The sequence below is a fragment of the Arthrobacter sp. StoSoilB22 genome (genome assembly GCF_019977315.1).
Lineage (GTDB): Bacteria > Actinomycetota > Actinomycetes > Actinomycetales > Micrococcaceae > Arthrobacter.
Map to the genome: position 1 here is coordinate 3,227,353 of NZ_AP024652.1, position 20,413 is coordinate 3,247,765.

Below are 20,413 nucleotides of genomic sequence, written 5' to 3' on the forward strand. Positions count from 1 at the left end.
TTTGCGGACAGATCCGTCTAGCGGTCCGTAGCGCCTGACCCACCGAAGACCCAGCTGACTCCCGTGCCGAAAGCCAGGTCCAGCAGAGTAACGATGAGCATCATGATGGCCACGAACACCAGCACCACGAGCGTGTAGTTGATCAGTTCCTTGCGGGTTGGAGCAACGACCTTCTTCAGTTCACCAATAACCTGGCGGACGAAGAGTGCAATTCGGGCGAAGAAGCCGCGGTCGGCTTTCTTGGCGGGACGGCCCTTCGAGCTGCTGGCAGCTGTTTCGGTCACCTGGTCCTCACTCACCTTGCAAAGTCGTTGACCCGACTCTGATCAGAGCCATGGTTGCTGCGCGTGCCCCGGCGTTTCCGCCGGAACAGCTTGCGCAGGGCAGACAGGACTCGAACCTGCAACCTGCGGTTTTGGAGACCGCTGCGCTACCAATTGCGCCACTACCCTATGGATCGAATCCATGTTTCAGGCCGCACTTCAGCCTGTGGTGCTTTTCAACACCGGTGAACCAGTCTACGCAAGAATTTCGCGATAGTCGAACCGGACTGATTCCGGACCTCCCAGCCCTAAAAGCCTGTGACCAGCATTATCAGTCACAAAGTTCTGCAGGCACCCGGGAGCTCCGCAGAACAGCATAAGGTAGTTTACGTCGAATCCCATCATCCAGCCCACGAGCTGCCTGCGAAGAACGGTACATAGATGTCTGCCGGAACAACTACCGCCCGCATTTCACAGCGAATCTCCGCCATTGCCGAGTCCGCCACCCTTGCCGTTGACGCCAAGGCCAAGGCACTGAAGGCCGCGGGACGTCCCGTGATCGGTTTCGGTGCCGGCGAACCCGATTTTCCTACCCCTGACTACATCGTTCAGGCCGCGATTGAGGCAGCCAGCCAGCCGAAGTACCACCGCTACTCCCCCGCGGGCGGTCTCCCCGAGCTGAAGAAGGCCATCGCAGAGAAAACCCTGCGGGACTCCGGCTACACGGTTGACCCGTCCCAGGTCCTGGTGACCAATGGCGGCAAGCAGGCCGTTTACAACACGTTCGCAACCTTGGTTGATCCGGGCGACGAAGTCATCATCCCTACCCCCTTCTGGACCACGTACCCGGAGGCCATCCGCCTTGCTGGCGGCGTGCCGGTTGAGGTCTTCGCCGGTCCCGAACAGGGCTACCTGGTAACTGTCGAGCAGCTTGAGGCTGCGGTGACGGACAAGACCAAGATCCTGTTGTTCGTTTCCCCCTCCAACCCCACCGGCGCCGTGTACAGCCCGGAACAGGTTGCCGAGATCGGCAAGTGGGCAGCGTCCAAGGGCCTTTGGGTTGTTACCGACGAAATCTACGAGCACCTGACCTACGACGGCGTGGAATTCACCTCCATCGCCACTGCCGCGCCGGAACTGGGCGACAAAGTGGTCATCCTCAACGGTGTGGCCAAGACCTACGCCATGACCGGTTGGCGCGTGGGATGGATGATCGGCCCTGCCGATGTCATCAAGGCGGCCACCAACCTTCAGTCGCACGCGACGTCCAACGTCTCCAACATCATGCAGATTGCCGCTGCCGCTGCGCTCACGGGCCCGCTGACCGCCGTCGACGAGATGAAGGTGGCCTTCGACCGCCGCCGCAAGGCGATCGTGGCCGGCCTGAACGCGATCGAAGGCGTTGAATGCCCGACGCCGACCGGCGCCTTCTACGTCTACGCGGACGTCCGCGGCCTGCTGGGTAAGGAATTCGAGACCTCCAACGGTCCCGTCCGTCCGGAGACTTCCGCTGAACTCGCGACGCTCATCCTCGACGAGGTTGAGGTTGCCGTGGTTCCGGGCGAGGCATTCGGTCCCTCCGGCTACGTACGGTTGTCCTACGCACTCGGCGATGAGGATCTGGCAGAAGGTGTCCGTCGCATCCAGGAGTTCCTGGGCAAGGCCAAGTAGGAATCAGCCAACGAAAACGCTCTTCCGCCGTGACAGGTGGAAGAGCGTTTTCGTTTAAGGCGCGGGATGTGAGAGAGCGTCCGGTTTAGGCCCGAGAGATGTGATAGAGCGTCAGAGGAGACGGCGCTCTGCAGCCCACTTGGTGAGTTCGTGGCGGCTGGAAAGCTGGAGTTTGCGCAGCACGGCCGAGACGTGGGTTTCCACCGTTTTGATGGAGATGAACAGCTCCTTGGCCACCTCCTTGTAGCTGTACCCGCGGGCGATGAGCCGCATGACTTCCAGTTCACGGGCAGAGAGCTTGTCCAGTTCATCGTCAGCGATGTCCGCCGGCGCAGTCCCGAAGGCATCGAGCACGAAGCCTGCAAGCCTTGGCGAGAACACGGCATCGCCATCGGCCACACGGATGACGGCGTCCGAAATTTCCTTCCCGGAAATAGTTTTTGTGACGTACCCCCGGGCTCCTGCCCTGATGACCGACACCACGTCCTCAGCGGCGTCAGACACGCTCAGGGCCAGGAAGCTGGTGGTGGCGAGCAACGACATGGACCCCGCAATGACTTCACGTCCGCCACCACCCAGACCGCCGGGAAGGTGCACATCCAACAGCACTACTTCGGGGCGGATCTCGGCTATGACAGCGATGGCCTGTTCCACGGTTCCGGCTTCGCCCACAACGTCGATGCGTTCGTCGAGGTCGGCCTTCAATCCGGAGCGGAATATGGTGTGATCGTCCACGATGACCACGCGTACCCTGCGTCCAACGCCGTTTTCAGAGCTGTTGTTCATTGCTTGGCTTCTCCATTCCGCTGTTCACCGTTTCGCGCATCAGCATTCCGTTGCTCGCCGGTGTCCGGATTTGCTGACGGGAGGGACAAACGAACTTCCGTTCCATCACTGCTGCTGTTGATGACCGCTGTACCGCCGTGCCGCTTCATCCGGCCAATGATCGATTCCTTGACGCCCAGCCTGTCGTCCGGAACAGCGTCGAGGTCAAAGCCCGGGCCGCGGTCCTTGATGAAAATCTCGGTACTGCAGGCATTGCTCTCCAAGTACACGGATACTGTTCCGCCGCCGTGCCTTGCGGCATTGAGCATGGCTTCCCTTGCGGCCTGGACCAGGGCTTCATGCCGGTCCGTCATCTCGGTATCTCCCACTGTCACCACCTCAACCGCGTGGCCGTGGGAGTCTTCCACTTCCGCGGCCACGGACTTGATCCGGTCAGCGAGGAGGCCAGACTCCTTGGCGGGGTCGCTGAACAGCCAGGACCGGAGCTCGCGTTCCTGGGCCCTTGCAAGCCGCACCACGTCCTGCTCGGAACCTGCACGCCGCTGGATGAGCGCCAAGGTTTGAAGTACGGAGTCGTGCAGGTGGGCAGCGATCTCTGCGCGCTCGGTTTCGCGGACGCGGCCGGCGCGTTCGGCCTCGAGGTCCTTCCAGAACTTCAGGCCCCACGGCAGCAGTACCAAGGCAACTCCGCCGAGGACAGCGACGGAAGCCAGTAGTGCCAGCCAAGTCTGCTCCCAGGATCCAGACCCGGAAACCATCACCAGGACGCCGGCCACCACCAAGGCCAACCCCGCTGCCAGGCGGGTCCATCCACCTGCTTGATCGGCCTTCGTCTTGTCCACCAACCCGGCTCGCCGGGTCTCATCCAGTTGCATCCAGGCGATGGCAGCACCACCCAGGATGGCGGCTGCCGGAATGAGCGTGCCCAAAGGGACATCAACGCCCAACTGGCGTGCAATCAAGATCGCGGCCACCAGGAGCAGTGCCGCTCCGAGCAGGATTTCCTTGCCGTAGTGGATCTTGCGGAACGAGAACCACGTCGCCAGCGTGCTTTCGTTGCTGCCACCTGCAGTGCCCGAACGGGGCGGGCCCGCAAGCTGACCGGCTAAAGCGTCCGCGCCGATCAATGAATCAGTAGCCGGCAAAGGACCGCTGCCGGGCAAAGACACACCGGGCAAAGGGGTGCCGGGCATGGTCCCCGCAGTAGGGCTATAAGCCGTACCAGGAACAGGAGGGCCGGCCTGGACGGAACCGGATACCGGTGGTGCGCCGAACCCCGCCGGCGACGCGCCGGCGTCGTACGTTTTTGGTGCCACGGAAGGGGCGGGGGCGGAGACGGACGGAGGCGCCAGGCTCACCGCAGGAGCAATGGGCGACGCCGGACGGCGGGCGTTGCGCTTGGCGTTTTCATCCGCGGTGGGAACCATGGTCCACAACCATGCGTAGAAGGCCACGCCTGCTCCACCGGCGAAACAGGCAAGGATCATGCCAAGCCGGACCAAGTTGACGGGCCAGCCCAAATGGTCGGCGAGTCCGCTGCAGACGCCCGCGATCATGCGGTCGCTGCTGCGGACCAGCGTGGGGCGTTGTACAGCGGTTGTCATATACCAATCCAAACACGGATCAGAGTGCCCCGGACGGGAAACCGGCGTTGTTCGGGGGTCCCTCAGGGATCATTCAGGGTATCCCCCAGTAGAGGGCGGGGTGGTCTGGGCGGCAGGATCGAAGTATGAACGCGAACAGCATGAACCCAGAGGAACCCGGAACGCCAAGCACGGCCAGCGGATCCGGCTCCAGCGCCCACACCGGCGCTTCCACCGGCGCCACCGGTGCCACGTCCGGGACGCCTTCGGGAACACCTGGAGAGGCCGGGACTTCCGCGGGAACCGGTCCCACCGGGGGCAACTACCCGCCCACCGGCACCGCTCCGGCAACCTCCCAGCAGAACTTCTTCGACTGGATCCGCAATCAAGGCATCCGCCGGGGACCGGACCGTTGGATTGGCGGCGTCGCAAGCGGTGTGGCCCACCGATTCGGCATCGACCCCCTGATCGTGCGGGGCATCTTCATTGTCCTGGCACTCTTTGCAGGCGTCGGCGTGCTGCTTTACGGCATTGCCTGGGCGCTCCTGCCCGAGCCTGACGGCCGGATCCACGTACAGGAAGCCGCCGCGGGCCGTTGGTCAGGGGGTATGACCGGCGCATTGATCACCACCATCATCGGCCTGCCGAGCCTTGGCCGCGGATTCTGGGGCTGGGGCTGGGATGGTATGCCCGGCCTGTTCTGGACCCTCTTCTGGATGGGCGGAGTCTTCTACCTCATCTACTTCCTGGTCCAACGCAACAAAACCTCAAAAGGAGCACCGACCGTGGGTCAACAAAATTACTCCTCAACGCCCTATGCCGCGGCTCCCGGCGGCACGGGTTACGGTACGCCCACGCAGTTCGCGTCCAGCACAACCACCGGCTCCACAACCACCGGAACCAATACCGGCGTACCCGTATACGGCGCGCCCGGCAGGTCAGGTGCCACACCGTCCGGGCCCTCCGGGTCCGTGCCCTCGCCGTCCGGGCCTTCCGGCCCTCGCCCTCCTTACGGACCAACTCCCCCGCAACAATGGCAGCCTAAACCCGCCGCTCCTAAGCACAAGGGTCCAGGAGCTGCAATCGTCTCAGTCTCAGCCGGTGCAGCCCTCCTTGCCGGCGGCACGCTGAAAGCGCTCGACGCCGGAAATGTCATTGAACTGGGTAACTCGGGTAACGCCGTGGTGTGGGCTACCGGCGCAGCCGTACTTGGCTTGGGCATCCTCATTGCAGGACTTCGCGGACGGACCTCGGGCTTCCTTGGCTTCCTCGCCGTGGCGGCCCTGATCACTGGCGGAATCTTCAACGTGATCCCCAGAGACGGCGACCGCTTCACCTTCCACGACGTGAACTGGGCACCCACCAGCATTGAACAAGCACGGCTCGGCATTGACGTCACGGGGGCGCAGGGGCGGGTGGACTTGAGCGAGATCGCCCTAACGCCTCCGCTGATCTCCGAGGTACTCATTCCGGTTGACGCCACCGCCAGCAATGTCACGGTCATCATCCCCGACGATGTTCCTGTTGAGGTCAGGGCCGATATGACGTTCGGCAACCTCAACGAACGTGGCACAGACCGCGGTGGGCGCCTCCAGGACGAGAGGACGCTCTACAACACTGAAAAGCCGGGAGCCAACCTCGTGGTGGAAATTGACGGCACGTTCAGCAACGTGACCATCCAGGAAGGAAACTGACATGAACACCAACGAGCCAGGCAAAGCACGCGACCCGCAGCCAACTGAGCCTGCGCAGCCAACAGAACCGCTGCCCAGGGAGCAACGTTCGGCGGAAACCCGCCCCACGGAAGCCCTCCCCCGCGAAACCCGCCCCACGGAAGCCCTCCCCAAGCCGAGCCTCAAGCCAATCCCGCTCACCCCGCCGTTGGAGCCCAGCTTCGCAGTACAGCACACTGACGACGACGAACCCCGCCAGGCGCGGATAGGAACTGTGGTGTGGGGGTTGATTGTGATCGCCCTCGCGGCCTTGATCGTCATCTCTACGCTCGGATGGGTCACTCTGAACGGCACGTACGTGCTGATCGGTTTGATGATCGGTGCCGGTGCGGCACTGGTGGTCGGTGGGCTCCTGGCAGCCCGCAAGGGTTCCGGCACACCGAAGAGTCCGGCCAAGTGACCGCACGCAGCAACGTGACAAAGCAACCACAACAGGGAAGGCTGTAGCCATGGACAAGTTCTTCAGCATCGTCAGGGGCTTCGGCCTGAAGCGTGGACCGCAACGATGGCTGGGTGGCGTCTGCGGAGGAATCGCAGCAAAGCTCCGGGTAGACGTCGCGTACGTTCGGGTGGCTTTCCTGCTTTTCTGCCTGCTGCCCGGGCCGGCATTCGTGGTCTACATCCTGGGCTGGCTCCTCCTGCCGGACCAGAACAACAAGATCGCGCTCGAATCCTTCATCAGCCAACGTTCCCGGTAGTTTTCGTTTACAGCGGCCGAAGAACACGAAACGCCCTGCCGGCCGGCGGGGCGTTTCGCTGTTTTCGGCCAGGTTTCCAATACCGCACGGCCAGGGTCAAAAGTAACCGTTTGTGTCCCACCCCACATGCGCGTCTACAATCATGGGGAGCTCAGCGTGGCGCTCTGCACGTATTCCTCCAAGCCATGAGTGAGCAAACATGAAAATTGGCATTCTTACCAGCGGTGGCGATTGCCCCGGCCTCAACGCAGTGATCCGCGGAGCAGTCCTCAAGGGCATCGCAATCCACGGCCAGGAGTTTGTTGGCTTCCGCGACGGCTGGCGTGGTGTGGTTGAAGGTGATGTCATCGACATCCCCCGCACCATGGTCCGCGGTATTGCCAAGCAGGGCGGCACCATTCTGGGCACCTCCCGCACCAACCCGTTCGAAAACGGTGGAGGCCCGGACGTCATCAAAGCCCACATGGAACGCCTGGGCATTGACGCGATCATCGCCATCGGCGGCGAGGGCACCCTGGCAGCTGCCAAGCGGCTTACCGACGCCGGCCTGAAGATCGTCGGAGTCCCCAAGACCGTGGACAACGACCTCGATGCCACCGACTACACGTTCGGGTTCGATACCGCCGTCCAGATTGCCACTGAGGCCATCGACCGGCTCCGCACCACCGGCGAATCCCACCACCGTTGCATGATTGCCGAAGTGATGGGACGCCACGTCGGCTGGATCGCACTGCACGCCGGTATGGCTGCCGGCGCACACGCCATCCTGATCCCCGAGCAGAAGGCCAGCATCGAGCAGATCACCGAATGGGTCCAGGAAGCCCACGACCGTGGCCGTGCGCCGCTGGTGGTGGTTGCTGAGGGCTTCGTCCCTGATCACATGGAGTCCCCGCACTCCGAGCGCGGCCTGGACACGTTCGGCCGTCCCCGCCTGGGCGGCATCGCTGACCAGTTGGCACCGGAGATCGAGGCCCGCACCGGCATCGAAACCCGGGCCACGATCCTCGGCCACATCCAGCGTGGTGGCGTTCCTACCGCCTACGACCGCGTTCTGGCGACGCGCCTGGGCATGGCCGCCATCGACTCCGTGGTGGAAGGCCGCTGGGGCACCATGGTGGCTCTGAAGGGCACAGACATTTCCCATGTGGGCTTCGAGGAAGCCTTGGGCAAGCTCAAGACCGTGCCACAACACCGCTACGACGAAGCGTCTGTGCTGTTCGGCTAGTCGGCTAGGCTGAATCCATGACCTTAGAGCCCACGTCCGCTGCCATCATCCAGCTGGCGTGGGCTCGTCGTTTGGGGCTCGACGACGACGCTTTCGCCACCGCAGCTGCCCGGCTCACCACTTCCGCGGCGGACCCAGGCGACCTTGGCAACCGCATTACCCGTGTGGATGACGCAGCGCGGTCGCTGGTTTTCCTTCGCCTGTTTGGCGTCTCGGCGCTAGTGGGACCGCAGTGGGCCCTTGATGCAGCGGCAGCCATCCCCGATACCGAACTGGCCCAGCACGTAACGCTGTTGACCATCACTCGCTCGCACGGCGGACACGGGCTTGGATCCTCCGCATTGTTCTTTGCAGACGACCTCCCGCTTCAGCAACCATCCGAAGAACTGACGGTTTCGCAAGGCAACCCCGAGGCCATCAGCCTTGAGGGCTTGTGTCCCCCGGATGACGTCAACGAGGTTGGCCTTCAAGGGCTCGAACATCGCTTCACCATCATGCATCCCGAGGAAGATCAGCCCACGCCGGTGGCCTGCGGTGCCTATTCCGAGTGGGAGGGCATTCTGGCCAATATGGGCGTGCTGGTTGCACCTCCCTGGCGGCGGCGAGGCTTGGGCACCCTGGCCGCTTCCATCGCTGCACATGAAGCACTTGCCTCCGGCCTGACTCTCCAGTGGAAGGCCGATGTCAGTAACACCGGTGCGCTGGCGATGGCCCGCAGCCTGGGATTTGCCACGGGCGGGCTCCACGCCAGCGTCATCCTCGGCTGACACAGAACTGAACTGGCCCGGCTTTGAACCCGGAAGGGATTGATCCTGCCCTACAACAGCTCAGGACCACCCCAAAAGTGGGCTGGTCCTGCGCTGTTGTCCGGAAAATGTCAGCGCTACTTGCCCACTGTTTCCTGAACGGCCGGTACCTCGGGGGCCTTTCCGCCCCAGCCTTGCACCGACTTGGGCTTGCCAAAGAACAGTGCCATCACCGCTCCCAGAAGAATCGCACAGGCGGGCAACAGGATGGACTGGCTCATCGCCGTCGAGAATCCCGCGTGCAGCGCCTCCGGCAACACTCCGGTCATGGAGGCTTCACCCGCAGGAGCTCCGGCTGGAGCCGCAGGCAGTTCTGCCGCGAGCCGAGACTGAATGAGGGCAGCAATGGCAGCCGAACCCAACACAGCACCGATCTGGCGTGTGGTGTTGAAAACGCCGGAACCGGCCCCTGCCTGGCGTGGTTCCAGGTTGCGGGTGGTCGCGTTGGACACCGGACCCCAGATGAAGGCGTTGGCAACGCCCTGCAATGCGCTGGGCAGCAGGAACATCCAGATAGGAGTGTCCGGGCCCAGCAGGGACGCGGTCCAGAACAATGCTCCGGAAAGGCAGACGAGGCCGAAGGATGCGAACCAGCGCGGGTTTGCGCGGTCTATGAGCTTGCCGACGAACGGAGCGAGCGCACCCGAAATAACAGCCATGGGAATCATCAGCAAGGCAGACTGCGTTGGCGTCAGGCCCCGCACCGTTTGGTAGTAGAAAATGGTGGGCAGCGGGAAGGCTGTCACCGTGAAGCCCACGGCCATGATGGTGCTGTTTCCCAGGGAGAAATTGCGGTCTTTGAACAGGCCAAGCGGCAGCAGTGGTTCCCCTCCACGGCGTTCAAGAAGCCACTGCCAGGCGACAAACAGAACCAGGACTACAAGTCCGGTAATGATCAAACCCCACACCGAAACGAACCCGGTAACCGTTCCCCACTTGTAGGTTTGGCCCTCTTGGATGCCAAACACCAGCAAGAACATACCGACGGCGGACAGCACCACGCCCACGACGTCGAACGTGTGGGTGTGAGTGCTCAGTTTCGGCACGAAACGCGTGACAAGGATAAAGGCCACGATGCCGATGGGGACGTTGACGAAGAAGATCCACTCCCAGCCAAGGCTGTCCACCAGCAGACCACCAAGGATCGGGCCGATCAGTACTGCCATTCCTGCCGTAGCTCCCCACAGCCCCATGGCTGCGCCGCGGCGGTCGGGCGGGAAGATTCGCGTAATCACGGCCATGGTCTGAGGCGTCATCATGGCGGCACCGAAGCCTTGGACGGCGCGCGCAGCGATCAACATGGTGATGTCGCCGGAGAGCCCGCACCAGAGGGAAGCGAGGGTAAAGACCACCAGGCCGATCAGGTAAAGGTTCTTGGGGCCGAACCGATCACCCAGCCTGCCCGTGATCAACAGGGGCACGGCATAGGCCAGCAAGTAGGCGCTGGTGACCCAAATGACGGCGTTGATATCCGTGTTGAGGCCCTCCATGATCCGCGGGTTCGCGACCGACACAATGGTGGTGTCGATGAGGATCATGAAGAAACCCACCACGAGTGACCACAGCGCGGGCCACGGCTTAGCTACGTTTTCCAAGGGATTCCTTTGGTTTGCTTATAAGTTCGGTTGGAGCCGGTTGGGGTTCATCCCAGGGCAGGCGCCCGTTGCCCAACTCCTCAAGGAGGCCGCGGATCCACGCGATCTCCGTTCGGCGCATTGCCTGTTGGTACGTGATGTCGATCCAGTACTTACGGGCCAGTCCCTTGCCCGTCACGGTGGCTTCGGCGTGGACGAGGAAGTCAAGATCGGCATTCAGTGCAACAACCCGCTCCTCCAACAGCCCCATCACCACCTCCGCGGGAAGGTGATGGGCCTCGGCGATTGCGTGAGGGAAGACGGGGTATTCATTCACAGGGGTGGAGAGCATGGCCTGCAGACGGGCATCGAGGGCAACATGTCCGGCTGAAGTGATCCGGTAGGTGGTCCGTTCCGGGCGGTTTCCTTCGCGTTCGGTTCCCGTAGCCTCGATGAGCCGGCTTTCCTCGAGCCGGCCCATGGCGTGATACAGGGTCCCGGGGCGCACTTTCACGAGGCGGTCCTCATGACGGGCCATCAGCAACTGGTACATCTCGTAAGGATGCATGGGCCCCTCCGCCAAAAGGGCCAGCGCGGCTACCCCCAGTGGGGTCAAGGCAGCGGCCTTGGGCATAACAAACCCCCTTCCGAATCAAATACTCCACAACAACTATTCCACGTGGAGTATAAGGATGCAAAGGAACCCGGAGACACAGAAAGCCCAGCCGCCAGGCGGCTGGGCTTTCCAAGCACTAGTTGCGTTAGTCCAGCAGGGCCTGAATCTCTGACCTGGCGAACATTGTGGCGGCATCGCGCGCGGAGGGAGTTCCGGCGTCGGGATCTGCTCCAGCATCCAGCAGCACCCGGGCGACGCCGGTGTATCCCTTGAAGACCGCCCCGGCCAGCGGAGTCTGTCCGCGATCGTTGGCGGCATTGACGTCGGCACCGTGATGGAGGATGAGTTGTACGGCTTCCTCGTGCCCGTGATACGCGGCCAGCATCAGGAGGGAGTCGCCGGCGGCGTTGGTCAGCGTGGCAGGAGCGCCGGCGCTCAAGTAGCCTCGTAGCAGTTCGGTGTCCCCTTCGCGGGCAGCATCGAACAGGGCGTGGGCCAGGGCCAACGTTTCGTCGTCGGGGCCTGTAGCTTGGCTCATCTGTGGGGTCCCTTCAGGAATCCGGTCTGGCGCCCGACAACCTGGCCGGCGTCGGGGGCGACGATCACTTCCTGGGCTGCGATGTAAGGTTCTTCACCGTCCATCACCGTCAGGGTTTCCTCCGCCGATACGGACCGCTTGATCACGGCCAAAGCAACGGGTCCCATTTCAAAGTGCTGCGCCACCGATGTCAGAGTACCCACCTTGCGCTCCCCGACAAATACAACACTGCCAACGGCTGGCAGTGTGTGCTGTGAGCCATCAAGCTGCAGGAACACGAGGCGCCGCGGCGGGTGGCCCAGGTTGTGGACACGAGCAATGGTTTCCTGGCCCTTGTAGCAGCCCTTGTTCAGGTGTACTGAGGTCCTCAAAAGGTCCAGTTCGTGGGGAATCGTCTTCTCGTCTGTCTCGGCACCGAGGCGGGGCCGCCAAGCAGCAATCCGCAGGGCATCCGCTGCCATGGCGCCTGCCAACGGAAGGCCCTCCACGGATTGCTCCAGTTGGGCCGCCGGGACAAGGTACTCGAACCAAGGGCGCTCGAGCCCGGGATGCGATTCCTCGGGAACGATGCTGTAGGCGTAGCCGCCGGGGCTTACGTGCGGCCAGGGATCCTCCCACACCAAGCGCCCGGTCAGTTGCTCCTGCGGTTTGGTGGCACCCACCACGGCCCACTGCTCAGAGACGTCCTCAATGTCGACGCGGAGCATGAACTTCATCCTGTTCAGCCATTCAGCCAATGGCCCTGCCTCGGCAGTCTCCACGATCAGCCATGTGGTGGTGCCATCGTCAATGACGCGGGCATCGAACTCGATGCGGCCCTGAACGCTGAGCAGCAACAGTTCGCTGGCAACGCCGGGCTGAAGGTTGGTGACCTGTTGGGACGAGAGCGTGTTGAGCCAGCTGAGCCGGTCCGGGCCAGTCACGGTCACCACGCCACGGTGCGAAAGATCGACGACGGCGGTTCCGATTGCCAGGGCGCGCTGCTCACGCAGCGGTTCGCCATAGTGAGCGGCGACGCCGGCGTCCAGGCCGGTGTCCTCGACGGCGCCGGGGCGCGACAACAGAGGGCTCTTGTAAGTCATATGTAGTAGAAGTCCTTGCGACTCAGCGGTATTCCGGTATCAGCGGTATTCCGGGTTTTCGAAATCAAATCGGGTGCCCGCTTTCCATTCCTCCGGCAAGTTGCCGTAGGCCGGAATGCCCCCGGCATCGCGCAGGAGCTTGGCCATGTGGAGGAGGTTCCACGTCATGAAGGTGGTGTTCCTGTTAGTAAAATCACTCTCCGGCCCACCCGATCCTTCGTCCAGATAGCTGGGACCCGGACCCACAGGACCGATCCACCCGGCGTCGGCCTGGGGAGGAATGGTGAAGCCGATGTGCTGCAGGCTGTACAGCACATTCATGGAACAGTGCTTGATGCCGTCCTCGTTGCCAGTGATGAGGCAACCGCCCACCTTGGGGTAGAACGCCCATTGGCCCTTGCTGGTCAACTCGCCCGAATGGGCGTATAACCGCTCGATGAGCTTCTTGGTTTGGGACGAGTTGTCGCCCAGCCAGATAGGCCCGGCGACCACGACAATATCGGCGTCGCGGACGTCACGGTAGATCTCCGGCCATTCATCGGTCTTCCATCCGTGCTCGCGCATATCCGGATACACACCGCTGGCGATGTCGTGGTCCACTGTCCGGAAGAGCCGGGTTGTGACGCCCTGCTTCTCCATGATGTCCCGGCTGATTTTGATCAGGCCATCAGTGTTGCTGAGCTGCGGCGAAGGTTTCAGGGTGCCATTGAAGAAGACGGCCTTAAGGCCCTCATAACCTTCCGGCTTGAGGTGGGTGTTCACTTTCTGCTCCTTCTGCTGGCTGCTTGCTTGCTGCGTGCTGGAACGTACGGTGAGGCCTCGGGTCAGGAAACCTTGTTGAGGAATGCCGAGGCGTGCGCTTCAAGGGCCTTGCCGCTGGCAGCGACGTCCCAGCGCCACAGGAGGTTGCCATCAACCAAGCCAAAGATCCGTGTTGCCGCTGTGTACTCCTTGGAGTGGCTTCCGCGCATCACCATGTCGGTGCTCAGCTGGATCTGGGGTCCCTTGATTTGGCCGTAGTAGAGCTCAGTGATTCCGCCAGGGTGGGAGATCGATACGGAGATGTCGAAACCGCCCTCCTTGTTGCGCCGCTCCTCGACTTCGTCGGCAGTCTTGAGAACGGGGACGATGTCGGCCGGGATCAGACCCGGGCCTCCGTCGCCTTCTTCAAGCTTCCGCTCCAAAGCCCAGAACCCCGTCTCAACAGTCAACGGGCGCAACTTTTCGCCGGCGTCATCACTGAGCCAGGTCTCGGCCCTGTACTGCAGGTACGGGAGCCCGTTGTGCGTGAATGACACATGCTGGACGAAATGTTCGGAGTCCTCGTCTCCGCTGCCGAGCCGGCCGCGGCCTTCCCACTCACCAATGAGCCAGGAAAGAGGGACGAGTTCAGGCGTCAGATCTGTGGGGATCTCAATAGGCACAACGATTACCTCTGTTGGGCTGCAGGATCAGAAGGGTTACTTCTGGCCCTTGAAAAGGCGGTAGACGACAAAACCCGCAAACCATGCCATGGCGACGCTGGCCAGGCCAAGGAGAACGAGGAAGAAGATTTCAAATGCGAGTACAGACATGATGCAATCCTAACCGTTAGTAGATGAGTAGTTTGTCTATGAAGTAAGCCAAGGCCCCCACAGCCCAAACGGGCGCCACGCCCATTCCGATCGCCGCCGGGATATTGAGTCGCCCCCGCCGAAGGGTGGTCATTCGGCGGAAACACACCAGAACGGATCCCACCACCACGCCCACCAGGGCTGCGGGAAGTACGGCGATATCCGAGAAGACCAGACCTGCCAGCGGTCCCATGAGTCCGGCCATCACCACACCGAGCGGAGCCACAATGCGATCCGGCCAGCGAATGATTCCCACAATGAGGGCAACTGCCGCGCTGAGGCCCGCCACCAGGACCATCTCCTTGACGCCGTTGAATCGCGCGCTGGCGATCCACCCCGCGCCCAGGCAGTTCAGCAACACACCGGCGGAGCAGCCAAGAGTGGACTCCAGGCGTTGGGCCTGCCCTGTCCCCCTGATGAGCTGGACCACGAACACCGCCATCACACCCAGCGCTACGAACGCCGGGGTACCGTCCAGGAATCCCGGCGCCGGCATGTAGGCAGCGGCTACGGCCGATCCTGCACCGGCAAGCCCAATAACGGCGGCCAACGTCTTCTTGGCGGGAACAGCAAGGAAATGCGGCCAGCCTATCCCCACCGCCGCGGACGCCGCGATGCCTGCACCCACCATGGCTTCCCGGGAAACGAAGGTGCTGGCCACGATGGCTACGAGCGCCACGAGTCCGAATACCCCGATGCTCCAAGACTTCACTGTGTGCCGACCTCAATCCGATGTGCCTTACGACCTCCCGACAATCCTGCCTTAAGCCGGCCCAATATGTCGTAATTCCAGTGCTTGCCCGTCACGAATCCATGTGTCGCAAGGCACTGATGGGTATACTCAGACTTCAACAGCGCACTGTGTTTGCCGCAATCCCGTTACAACGGTAGAGGCTGCGCATGTGTTGTGACCGACCGGTGAGAAGCCGGTTTCGACGCCCGATGATGCGCGTACAGCCCATTGGAGGAACTATGTCGCACATCCTGCTCCTAACGAACAGCACCGGCTCATCGGTGGACATTTTGCCTGCCTTGGAGTTGCTGAACCACCGTGTGCACATCCTCCCGGCAGAACCCACGGCCCTCCTGGAGACCGACCCCACGGACATCGTCTTCCTTGATGCCCGCAAAGATCTAGTGGGCGCCCGCTCGCTCACCCAGTTGTTGAAGGCGACCGGCCTCAGCGCACCGCTCATGCTGATCCTCACGGAAGGTGGCATGGCTGCTGTCTCGTCCGCGTGGGCCGTAGATGACATCGTGCTGGACTCGGCCGGACCCGCAGAAGTCGAGGCGCGTATTCGGCTCGCCATGGCGCGTGCCGTGCCCGGCGAAGAGGAAGCCCAGACCGAAATCCGGGCAGCCGGCGTCGTGATTGACGAGGCGAGCTACACCGCCCGTGTCAGCGGCCAGCCCCTCAACCTGACGTTCAAGGAGTTCGAACTCCTGAAGTACCTCGCCCAGCACCCGGGCAGGGTGTTCACCCGTCAGCAGCTGCTGACGGAAGTCTGGGGCTACGACTATTACGGCGGCACCCGGACCGTGGACGTCCACATCCGGCGGCTTCGCGCCAAGCTGGGCGTGGATCACGAGAACCTGATCAGCACTGTCCGCAACGTTGGCTACCGGCTGACCCTTGTCCGTCTCACGGACGAAGAGTTGTCCGAAGCCTGAAGGCTGTTTTCGAGCGACCACTGGATTAGACAAGAAAAAGGCCAGGATCCACAAGGATCCTGGCCTTTTTCTTTGCTACTTGGTGGAGGACATACGGGTCGAACGTATCGAGGCCACCCCACTGGTGGATCCCCCCTGCGCTGACTCACGGATAAACCGCGAGGCGAACGAGATAACGAGACTACCTCCCATTTCCGAGGACATCAAATCACGCAGCTTGCACTGGACGTATAGCCTTGCATCATGAGTCACGCGCACCCGGAAAACTGGCCCGTACTGATTATTGCCGGCGCCTTGGACAGTGAGCTCCTCAAGGACGTCACGGCCCTGGCCGCCGCTGCCGGGGAATCGGACGGGAATCCCCCCTTCTCCGAGCAGACGTTGGTCATGCTGCGCGGCGCAGACGCCGGGGACCACTCTGTCCTGTCTTTGGTCCTATATGCCCCTGACGAAGACTCAGATCCTGCCACCGCTGATGACCTGGCGGGGGTCGCGGTGGTCGTCGAAAGTGATGACGGGAGCGGCGTGCTGGAGTTGGCCGTCCACCCCAGCTACCGCAATCAGGGCGTGGCAGGAAAGCTGCTGGGTGCCCTGCAGGGCAAGCGGGGCCTCAAGGGTTTAAGTGCGTGGTCGCACGGCAACCACGAAGCGGCCGCCGAGCTCGCCACGAGCTTTGGCTACGGTCCGGTGCGCGAATTGTGGAAGATGCGGCTGATGTCCTCAACCTCCGCACTGCCCGACGCCGGACTTCCGGACGGGATTTCGATCCGCACCTTCGTGCCGGGCCAGGATGAGCAGCCTTGGCTGGAAGCCAACAGGGCCGCTTTCTCCCACCACCCAGAGCAAGGTTCCATGACACTGGCGGACCTTGAGGCTCGCAAGGCTGAAGATTGGTTCGATCCCGAAGGTTTCCTGTTGGCCGTCAATGGTGAAGGCGAGCTGTTGGGATTCCACTGGACCAAGGTCCACCCCCGGCAGGGTCCGCACCCGGCCATCGGCGAGGTCTACGTGGTGGGGGTGACTCCTGCGGCGCAGGGTTTGGGTCTGGGCAAGGCCCTTACCGTTGCGGGAATCAAGCATCTCCAGGACCAAGGCCTGCATGCTGTGATGCTGTACGTGGACGCCGACAACGAGGCAGCAGTAGCTCTATATCAGAAACTCGGCTTTGTTCGTTGGGACACCGATGTGATGTATGGGCCTTTAACCAAAAATTAACCTGACGGGATCACTTGCCTGAAAGCAGGTGACATCTTGGATTCGAGCGCCGGAATTGCTTGTAATGTGGGAGGAAACCCCGTCCTGAGCTTAGGAGAACCCCATGCAGCCGGACCCCGTCGGCACCGCCGGATCCACTTCGAAGGGAGCAACACTGCCCCCGCGCTTCGGATCATCGGAAGTGCCGGCTTCGCGAGCCACTCAGGACCGCATCGATATTCCGGAATTCGCACCGAGCCTGGAGCCCGAAGGCGACATCTCCCCGGACCGCTTCCTGGACCGCGAACTCAGCTGGCTGGCCTTCAACTCCCGCGTGCTGGAGCTCGCTGAAGATCCTGACCTCTTCCTGCTGGAACGCGTCAGCTTCCTGTCCATTTTCGCGTCCAACCTGGACGAGTTCTTCATGGTTCGGGTGGCCGGCCTCAAGCGGCGCATCGCCACAGGTTTGGCCGTGCCCTCCCCTGCAGGGCTGAGCCCCATTGAAGTGCTGGAGCAAATCAGCGAAGAGGCCCATAGGCTGCAGGAACGCCACGCCAGGGTTTTCGCCGAGCAAATTCGCCCGGCACTGGCCTATGAGCACATCCACATCATGCACTGGCATGAGCTGGACGAAGATGCACGCCACCGGATCAGCGTTATGTTCCAGGAGAAGGTCTTCCCCATCCTGACTCCGCTGGCGGTGGACCCGGCGCACCCATTCCCGTACATCTCGGGCCTCTCCCTGAACCTTGCCGTGATCGTCAGCAATCCGATCAGCGACAAAGAGCTCTTCGCCCGTGTGAAGGTCCCGGACCAACTCCCCCGACTCATCTCAGTGGACGGCCCCCGTGCCGGTGCCATCCCGGGCCGCGTGGCCCGATTCATCGCCCTGGAAGAAGTCATCGCTGTCCACCTGGACAAGCTGTTCCCCGGCATGGAAGTCCTGGAGCACCACACCTTCCGCGTCACCCGCAACGAGGACCTGGAAGTAGAAGAGGACGACGCCGAGAACCTCCTTCAGGCTTTGGAGAAGGAACTGCTGCGCCGCCGCTTCGGCCCTCCGGTACGTCTGGAAGTAACCACGGACATCAACCCGAACATCAAAGCTCTGCTGATCCGGGAGCTTGGTGTTGAAGAGTCCGAGGTCTACTCCGTTCCCGCGCCGTTGGATCTCCGTGGACTGTCAGCCATCAGTGCCATTGATCGCGCGGATCTGCATTACCCCAAGCATGTACCCCACACCTCGCGGTACCTCAACGAGTCCGAGACCTCGAAGGCCGCCAACGTGTTCGCCGCGATGCGCCGAAGGGATATTCTGCTCCACCACCCGTATGACTCGTTTTCCACCTCCGTCCAGGCTTTCCTGGAGCAGGCGGCCGCGGACCCCAAGGTGCAGGCCATCAAGCAAACCCTGTACCGGACCTCCGGTGACTCCCCCATCGTTGACGCCCTCATCGATGCTGCTGAGGCAGGCAAGCAGGTCCTGGCCCTCGTTGAAATCAAAGCCCGCTTTGATGAGCAGGCCAACATCTCCTGGGCGCGAAAGCTCGAGCAAGCGGGCGTTCACGTGGTGTATGGCATCGTGGGCCTGAAAACTCACTGCAAGTTGTCCTTGGTGGTTCGCCAGGAGGTGGACGGGTTGCGCCGCTACTGCCACATCGGCACCGGCAACTACCACCCGCGCACCGCCCGCTATTACGAAGACCTTGGCCTCCTGACAGCCAACGAGCAAGTGGGCGAGGATCTGTCCAAACTGTTCAACCAGCTCTCCGGCTACGCCCCGAAGTCCACGTTCAAGCGGTTGCTTGTAGCGCCGCGATCGGTGCGTGCGGGCTTGATGGACAGGATTGAAGGCGAAATCCGCAGGGCCCAGGCCGGCACTCCCGGACTGGTGCAGATCAAGGTCAACTCCATGGTGGATGAAGCCATCATTGATGCCCTTTACCGAGCCTCCCAGGCCGGCGTGAGGGTTGACGTCGTGGTGCGCGGTATTTGCTCCCTGCGGCCCGGCGTCCCGGGACTCAGCGAGAACATCAGGGTCCGTTCCGTCCTGGGTCGCTTCCTTGAACACTCACGCGTCTTTGCCTTTGGCAACGGTGGCGAGCCAGTGGTGTACATCGGTTCCGCTGACATGATGCACCGCAACCTGGATCGCCGCGTTGAGGCGCTGGTTCAGCTGGCCAGCAAGGAAGACACGGCAACGGTCATGGACTTGATGCGTCGCTACGTCGACGACGGGACAGCCAGTTGGCACTTGGACAGCAGCGGACACTGGACAAGGCATCACTTGGATGACGAGGGCAAGCCGTTGCTGGACATGCAGTCCTGGCTCCTGGCCTCCCGCTCGCGCCAACGTGCTGCGGCCCGGCGGTAAGGACCCAGTTGAACAGCGATACCCCCGTGGCGGATCAAACAGACCACCCCGGCGAGGCGGTGGCCGTTGTCGCCGCCGGCGCCATTCCTTGGCGCATCACCAAAGGTGCCCTCGAGGTCCTCCTGATCCATCGTCCCCGGTATGACGACTGGTCATGGCCCAAAGGAAAACTCGACGCCGGGGAAACAGTTCCCGAGTGCGCTGCCCGTGAGGTGTGGGAAGAGATAGGACTCCAGGCCCCGCTGGGCATACCTCTTCCGGCAATTCACTACCGCGTCAGTGCCGGCTTGAAGGTGGTCAGGTACTGGGCAGTGAAGGTCAACGGCGCCCAGCTTCGGCCCGATGGCAAAGAAGTGGACAGTGTCATGTGGTGCAGCCCGGACCGGGCTGCAAGCTTCCTGAGTAACCCATCAGATGTGGAGCCGCTGGAATACCTTCAGAAGGCCCACGTCCGCGGTGAACTAGACACATGGCCGCTGGTGCTGATCCGCCATGCCAAAGCGAAGCCGCGGTCCTCATGGACCAAAGCCGAGGGCGACCGTCCCTTGGCTGCCACAGGCCAGCGGCAAGCAGTTGCCGTCCAGCGCCTGCTGGAGGTGTGGAAACCACAACGTGTGGTCACCAGCCCCTGGGCGCGTTGCGTTGCCACCATCGCCCCCTATGCCAAGGCCAGCGGCGTCAAGGTGAAACTGGTGGAAGCACTCACCGAGCACACCCATCAGCGCTCCCCCAAGAAGACGGCTGCCGCTGTTGAGGCTTTGTTCGACAAGCAGCTGCCGATCGCTGTGTGCACGCATCGCCCGGCTCTGCCGACGGCGTTGAAGCAGTTGGGCCAGCACATGTCGCAGGCCCTACGTGCACTCCTTCCCACAACAGATCCTTATCTTTCTCCCGGCGAAGTCATTGTTTGCCAGGTAGCGCGGGGATCCGAGCGGAAAATTGTGTCTGTGGAGCAGGTCAAACCGTTCGACGACTGACCCGGCAAA

Annotated in this window: 20 protein-coding genes and 1 tRNA gene; 10 read left to right on the plus strand and 11 right to left on the minus strand. The window is 62.4% G+C overall.

Annotated elements, in window-relative coordinates; genetic code table 11:
- Positions 1 to 17 precede the first annotated feature (17 nt).
- Together secE and LDN70_RS15030 are read right to left on the minus strand one after the other, a co-directional pair.
- Entirely contained in the window at positions 18 to 299 is a 282-nt protein-coding gene (gene secE / locus LDN70_RS15025; protein ID WP_024817604.1) for a preprotein translocase subunit SecE, read from the minus strand.
- Between the two features lie 80 nt (positions 300 to 379).
- Positions 380 to 452, minus strand: a tRNA-Trp gene (locus tag LDN70_RS15030).
- 252 nt (positions 453 to 704) lie between these two features.
- Here LDN70_RS15030 and LDN70_RS15035 point away from each other — a divergent pair.
- Positions 705 to 1,934, plus strand: a complete 1,230-nt coding sequence (locus tag LDN70_RS15035; protein WP_142938358.1) for a pyridoxal phosphate-dependent aminotransferase — start codon at positions 705 to 707, stop codon at positions 1,932 to 1,934.
- Positions 1,935 to 2,045: 111 nt separating this feature from the next.
- Here LDN70_RS15035 and LDN70_RS15040 read toward each other — a convergent pair whose 3' ends face one another.
- Complete coding sequence (locus tag LDN70_RS15040) at positions 2,046 to 2,720, minus strand: LuxR C-terminal-related transcriptional regulator (protein WP_142938357.1); 675 nt, start codon at positions 2,718 to 2,720, stop codon at positions 2,046 to 2,048.
- Positions 2,717 to 4,324, minus strand: coding sequence for an ATP-binding protein (locus tag LDN70_RS15045; protein WP_223940649.1), 1,608 nt, complete (start codon positions 4,322 to 4,324; stop codon positions 2,717 to 2,719). Before LDN70_RS15045 ends, LDN70_RS15040 begins: the two co-directional genes overlap by 4 nt.
- A 125-nt stretch (positions 4,325 to 4,449) precedes the next feature.
- On the opposite strand from LDN70_RS15045, the gene LDN70_RS15050 reads away from it, so the two are divergent.
- From LDN70_RS15050 to LDN70_RS15070, 5 genes are all read left to right on the plus strand, one after another.
- Entirely contained in the window at positions 4,450 to 5,997 is a 1,548-nt protein-coding gene (locus LDN70_RS15050; protein WP_223940650.1) for a PspC domain-containing protein, read from the plus strand.
- A 1-nt stretch (position 5,998) separates the two neighbouring features.
- Complete coding sequence (locus LDN70_RS21310; protein ID WP_502773748.1) at positions 5,999 to 6,436, plus strand: hypothetical protein; 438 nt, start codon at positions 5,999 to 6,001, stop codon at positions 6,434 to 6,436.
- A gap of 49 nt (positions 6,437 to 6,485) precedes the next feature.
- Positions 6,486 to 6,734 carry a PspC domain-containing protein gene (locus tag LDN70_RS15060; RefSeq protein ID WP_142938347.1) on the plus strand — a complete coding sequence of 83 codons (249 nt, stop codon included), beginning with the start codon at positions 6,486 to 6,488 and terminating at the stop codon, positions 6,732 to 6,734.
- Positions 6,735 to 6,933: 199 nt separating this feature from the next.
- Complete coding sequence (locus LDN70_RS15065) at positions 6,934 to 7,959, plus strand: 6-phosphofructokinase (protein WP_018776708.1); 1,026 nt, start codon at positions 6,934 to 6,936, stop codon at positions 7,957 to 7,959.
- A 17-nt stretch (positions 7,960 to 7,976) separates the two neighbouring features.
- Entirely contained in the window at positions 7,977 to 8,726 is a 750-nt protein-coding gene (locus LDN70_RS15070; RefSeq protein WP_142938346.1) for a GNAT family N-acetyltransferase, read from the plus strand.
- Positions 8,727 to 8,842: 116 nt separating this feature from the next.
- Here the strand turns inward: LDN70_RS15070 and LDN70_RS15075 are convergent, their stop codons facing one another.
- The 7 genes from LDN70_RS15075 to LDN70_RS15105 form a co-directional block, all read right to left on the minus strand.
- Positions 8,843 to 10,360 carry a DHA2 family efflux MFS transporter permease subunit gene (locus tag LDN70_RS15075; RefSeq protein ID WP_142938345.1) on the minus strand — a complete coding sequence of 506 codons (1,518 nt, stop codon included), beginning with the start codon at positions 10,358 to 10,360 and terminating at the stop codon, positions 8,843 to 8,845.
- A complete protein-coding gene (locus LDN70_RS15080; RefSeq protein ID WP_142938344.1) occupies positions 10,344 to 10,973 on the minus strand; it encodes a PadR family transcriptional regulator in 630 nt (209 codons plus the stop codon). Before LDN70_RS15080 ends, LDN70_RS15075 begins: the two co-directional genes overlap by 17 nt.
- A 127-nt stretch (positions 10,974 to 11,100) precedes the next feature.
- The gene (locus tag LDN70_RS15085) at positions 11,101 to 11,493 is read right to left on the minus strand and encodes an ankyrin repeat domain-containing protein (RefSeq protein WP_166839897.1); all 393 of its coding nucleotides are present in this window, start codon (positions 11,491 to 11,493) and stop codon (positions 11,101 to 11,103) included.
- A complete protein-coding gene (ygfZ, locus tag LDN70_RS15090; protein WP_223940651.1) occupies positions 11,490 to 12,575 on the minus strand; it encodes a CAF17-like 4Fe-4S cluster assembly/insertion protein YgfZ in 1,086 nt (361 codons plus the stop codon). Before ygfZ ends, LDN70_RS15085 begins: the two co-directional genes overlap by 4 nt.
- A gap of 39 nt (positions 12,576 to 12,614) precedes the next feature.
- On the minus strand, positions 12,615 to 13,337 hold the full coding sequence (locus LDN70_RS15095) for a flavodoxin family protein (protein WP_166839893.1): 723 nt from the start codon (positions 13,335 to 13,337) through the stop codon (positions 12,615 to 12,617).
- Positions 13,338 to 13,399: 62 nt separating this feature from the next.
- Entirely contained in the window at positions 13,400 to 13,999 is a 600-nt protein-coding gene (locus tag LDN70_RS15100; RefSeq protein ID WP_142938340.1) for a nitrobindin family protein, read from the minus strand.
- 166 nt (positions 14,000 to 14,165) lie between these two features.
- Complete coding sequence (locus tag LDN70_RS15105) at positions 14,166 to 14,900, minus strand: permease (RefSeq protein ID WP_142938339.1); 735 nt, start codon at positions 14,898 to 14,900, stop codon at positions 14,166 to 14,168.
- 260 nt (positions 14,901 to 15,160) lie between these two features.
- On the opposite strand from LDN70_RS15105, the gene LDN70_RS15110 reads away from it, so the two are divergent.
- From LDN70_RS15110 to LDN70_RS15125, 4 genes are all read left to right on the plus strand, one after another.
- Positions 15,161 to 15,859, plus strand: a complete 699-nt coding sequence (locus LDN70_RS15110) for a winged helix-turn-helix transcriptional regulator (protein WP_142938338.1) — start codon at positions 15,161 to 15,163, stop codon at positions 15,857 to 15,859.
- 243 nt (positions 15,860 to 16,102) lie between these two features.
- The gene (gene mshD, locus LDN70_RS15115) at positions 16,103 to 17,074 is read left to right on the plus strand and encodes a mycothiol synthase (RefSeq protein WP_223940652.1); all 972 of its coding nucleotides are present in this window, start codon (positions 16,103 to 16,105) and stop codon (positions 17,072 to 17,074) included.
- Between the two features lie 103 nt (positions 17,075 to 17,177).
- Positions 17,178 to 19,427, plus strand: a complete 2,250-nt coding sequence (locus LDN70_RS15120) for an RNA degradosome polyphosphate kinase (RefSeq protein WP_223940653.1) — start codon at positions 17,178 to 17,180, stop codon at positions 19,425 to 19,427.
- A gap of 8 nt (positions 19,428 to 19,435) precedes the next feature.
- Entirely contained in the window at positions 19,436 to 20,404 is a 969-nt protein-coding gene (locus LDN70_RS15125) for an NUDIX hydrolase (RefSeq protein WP_223940654.1), read from the plus strand.
- Positions 20,405 to 20,413: the final 9 nt, after the last annotated feature.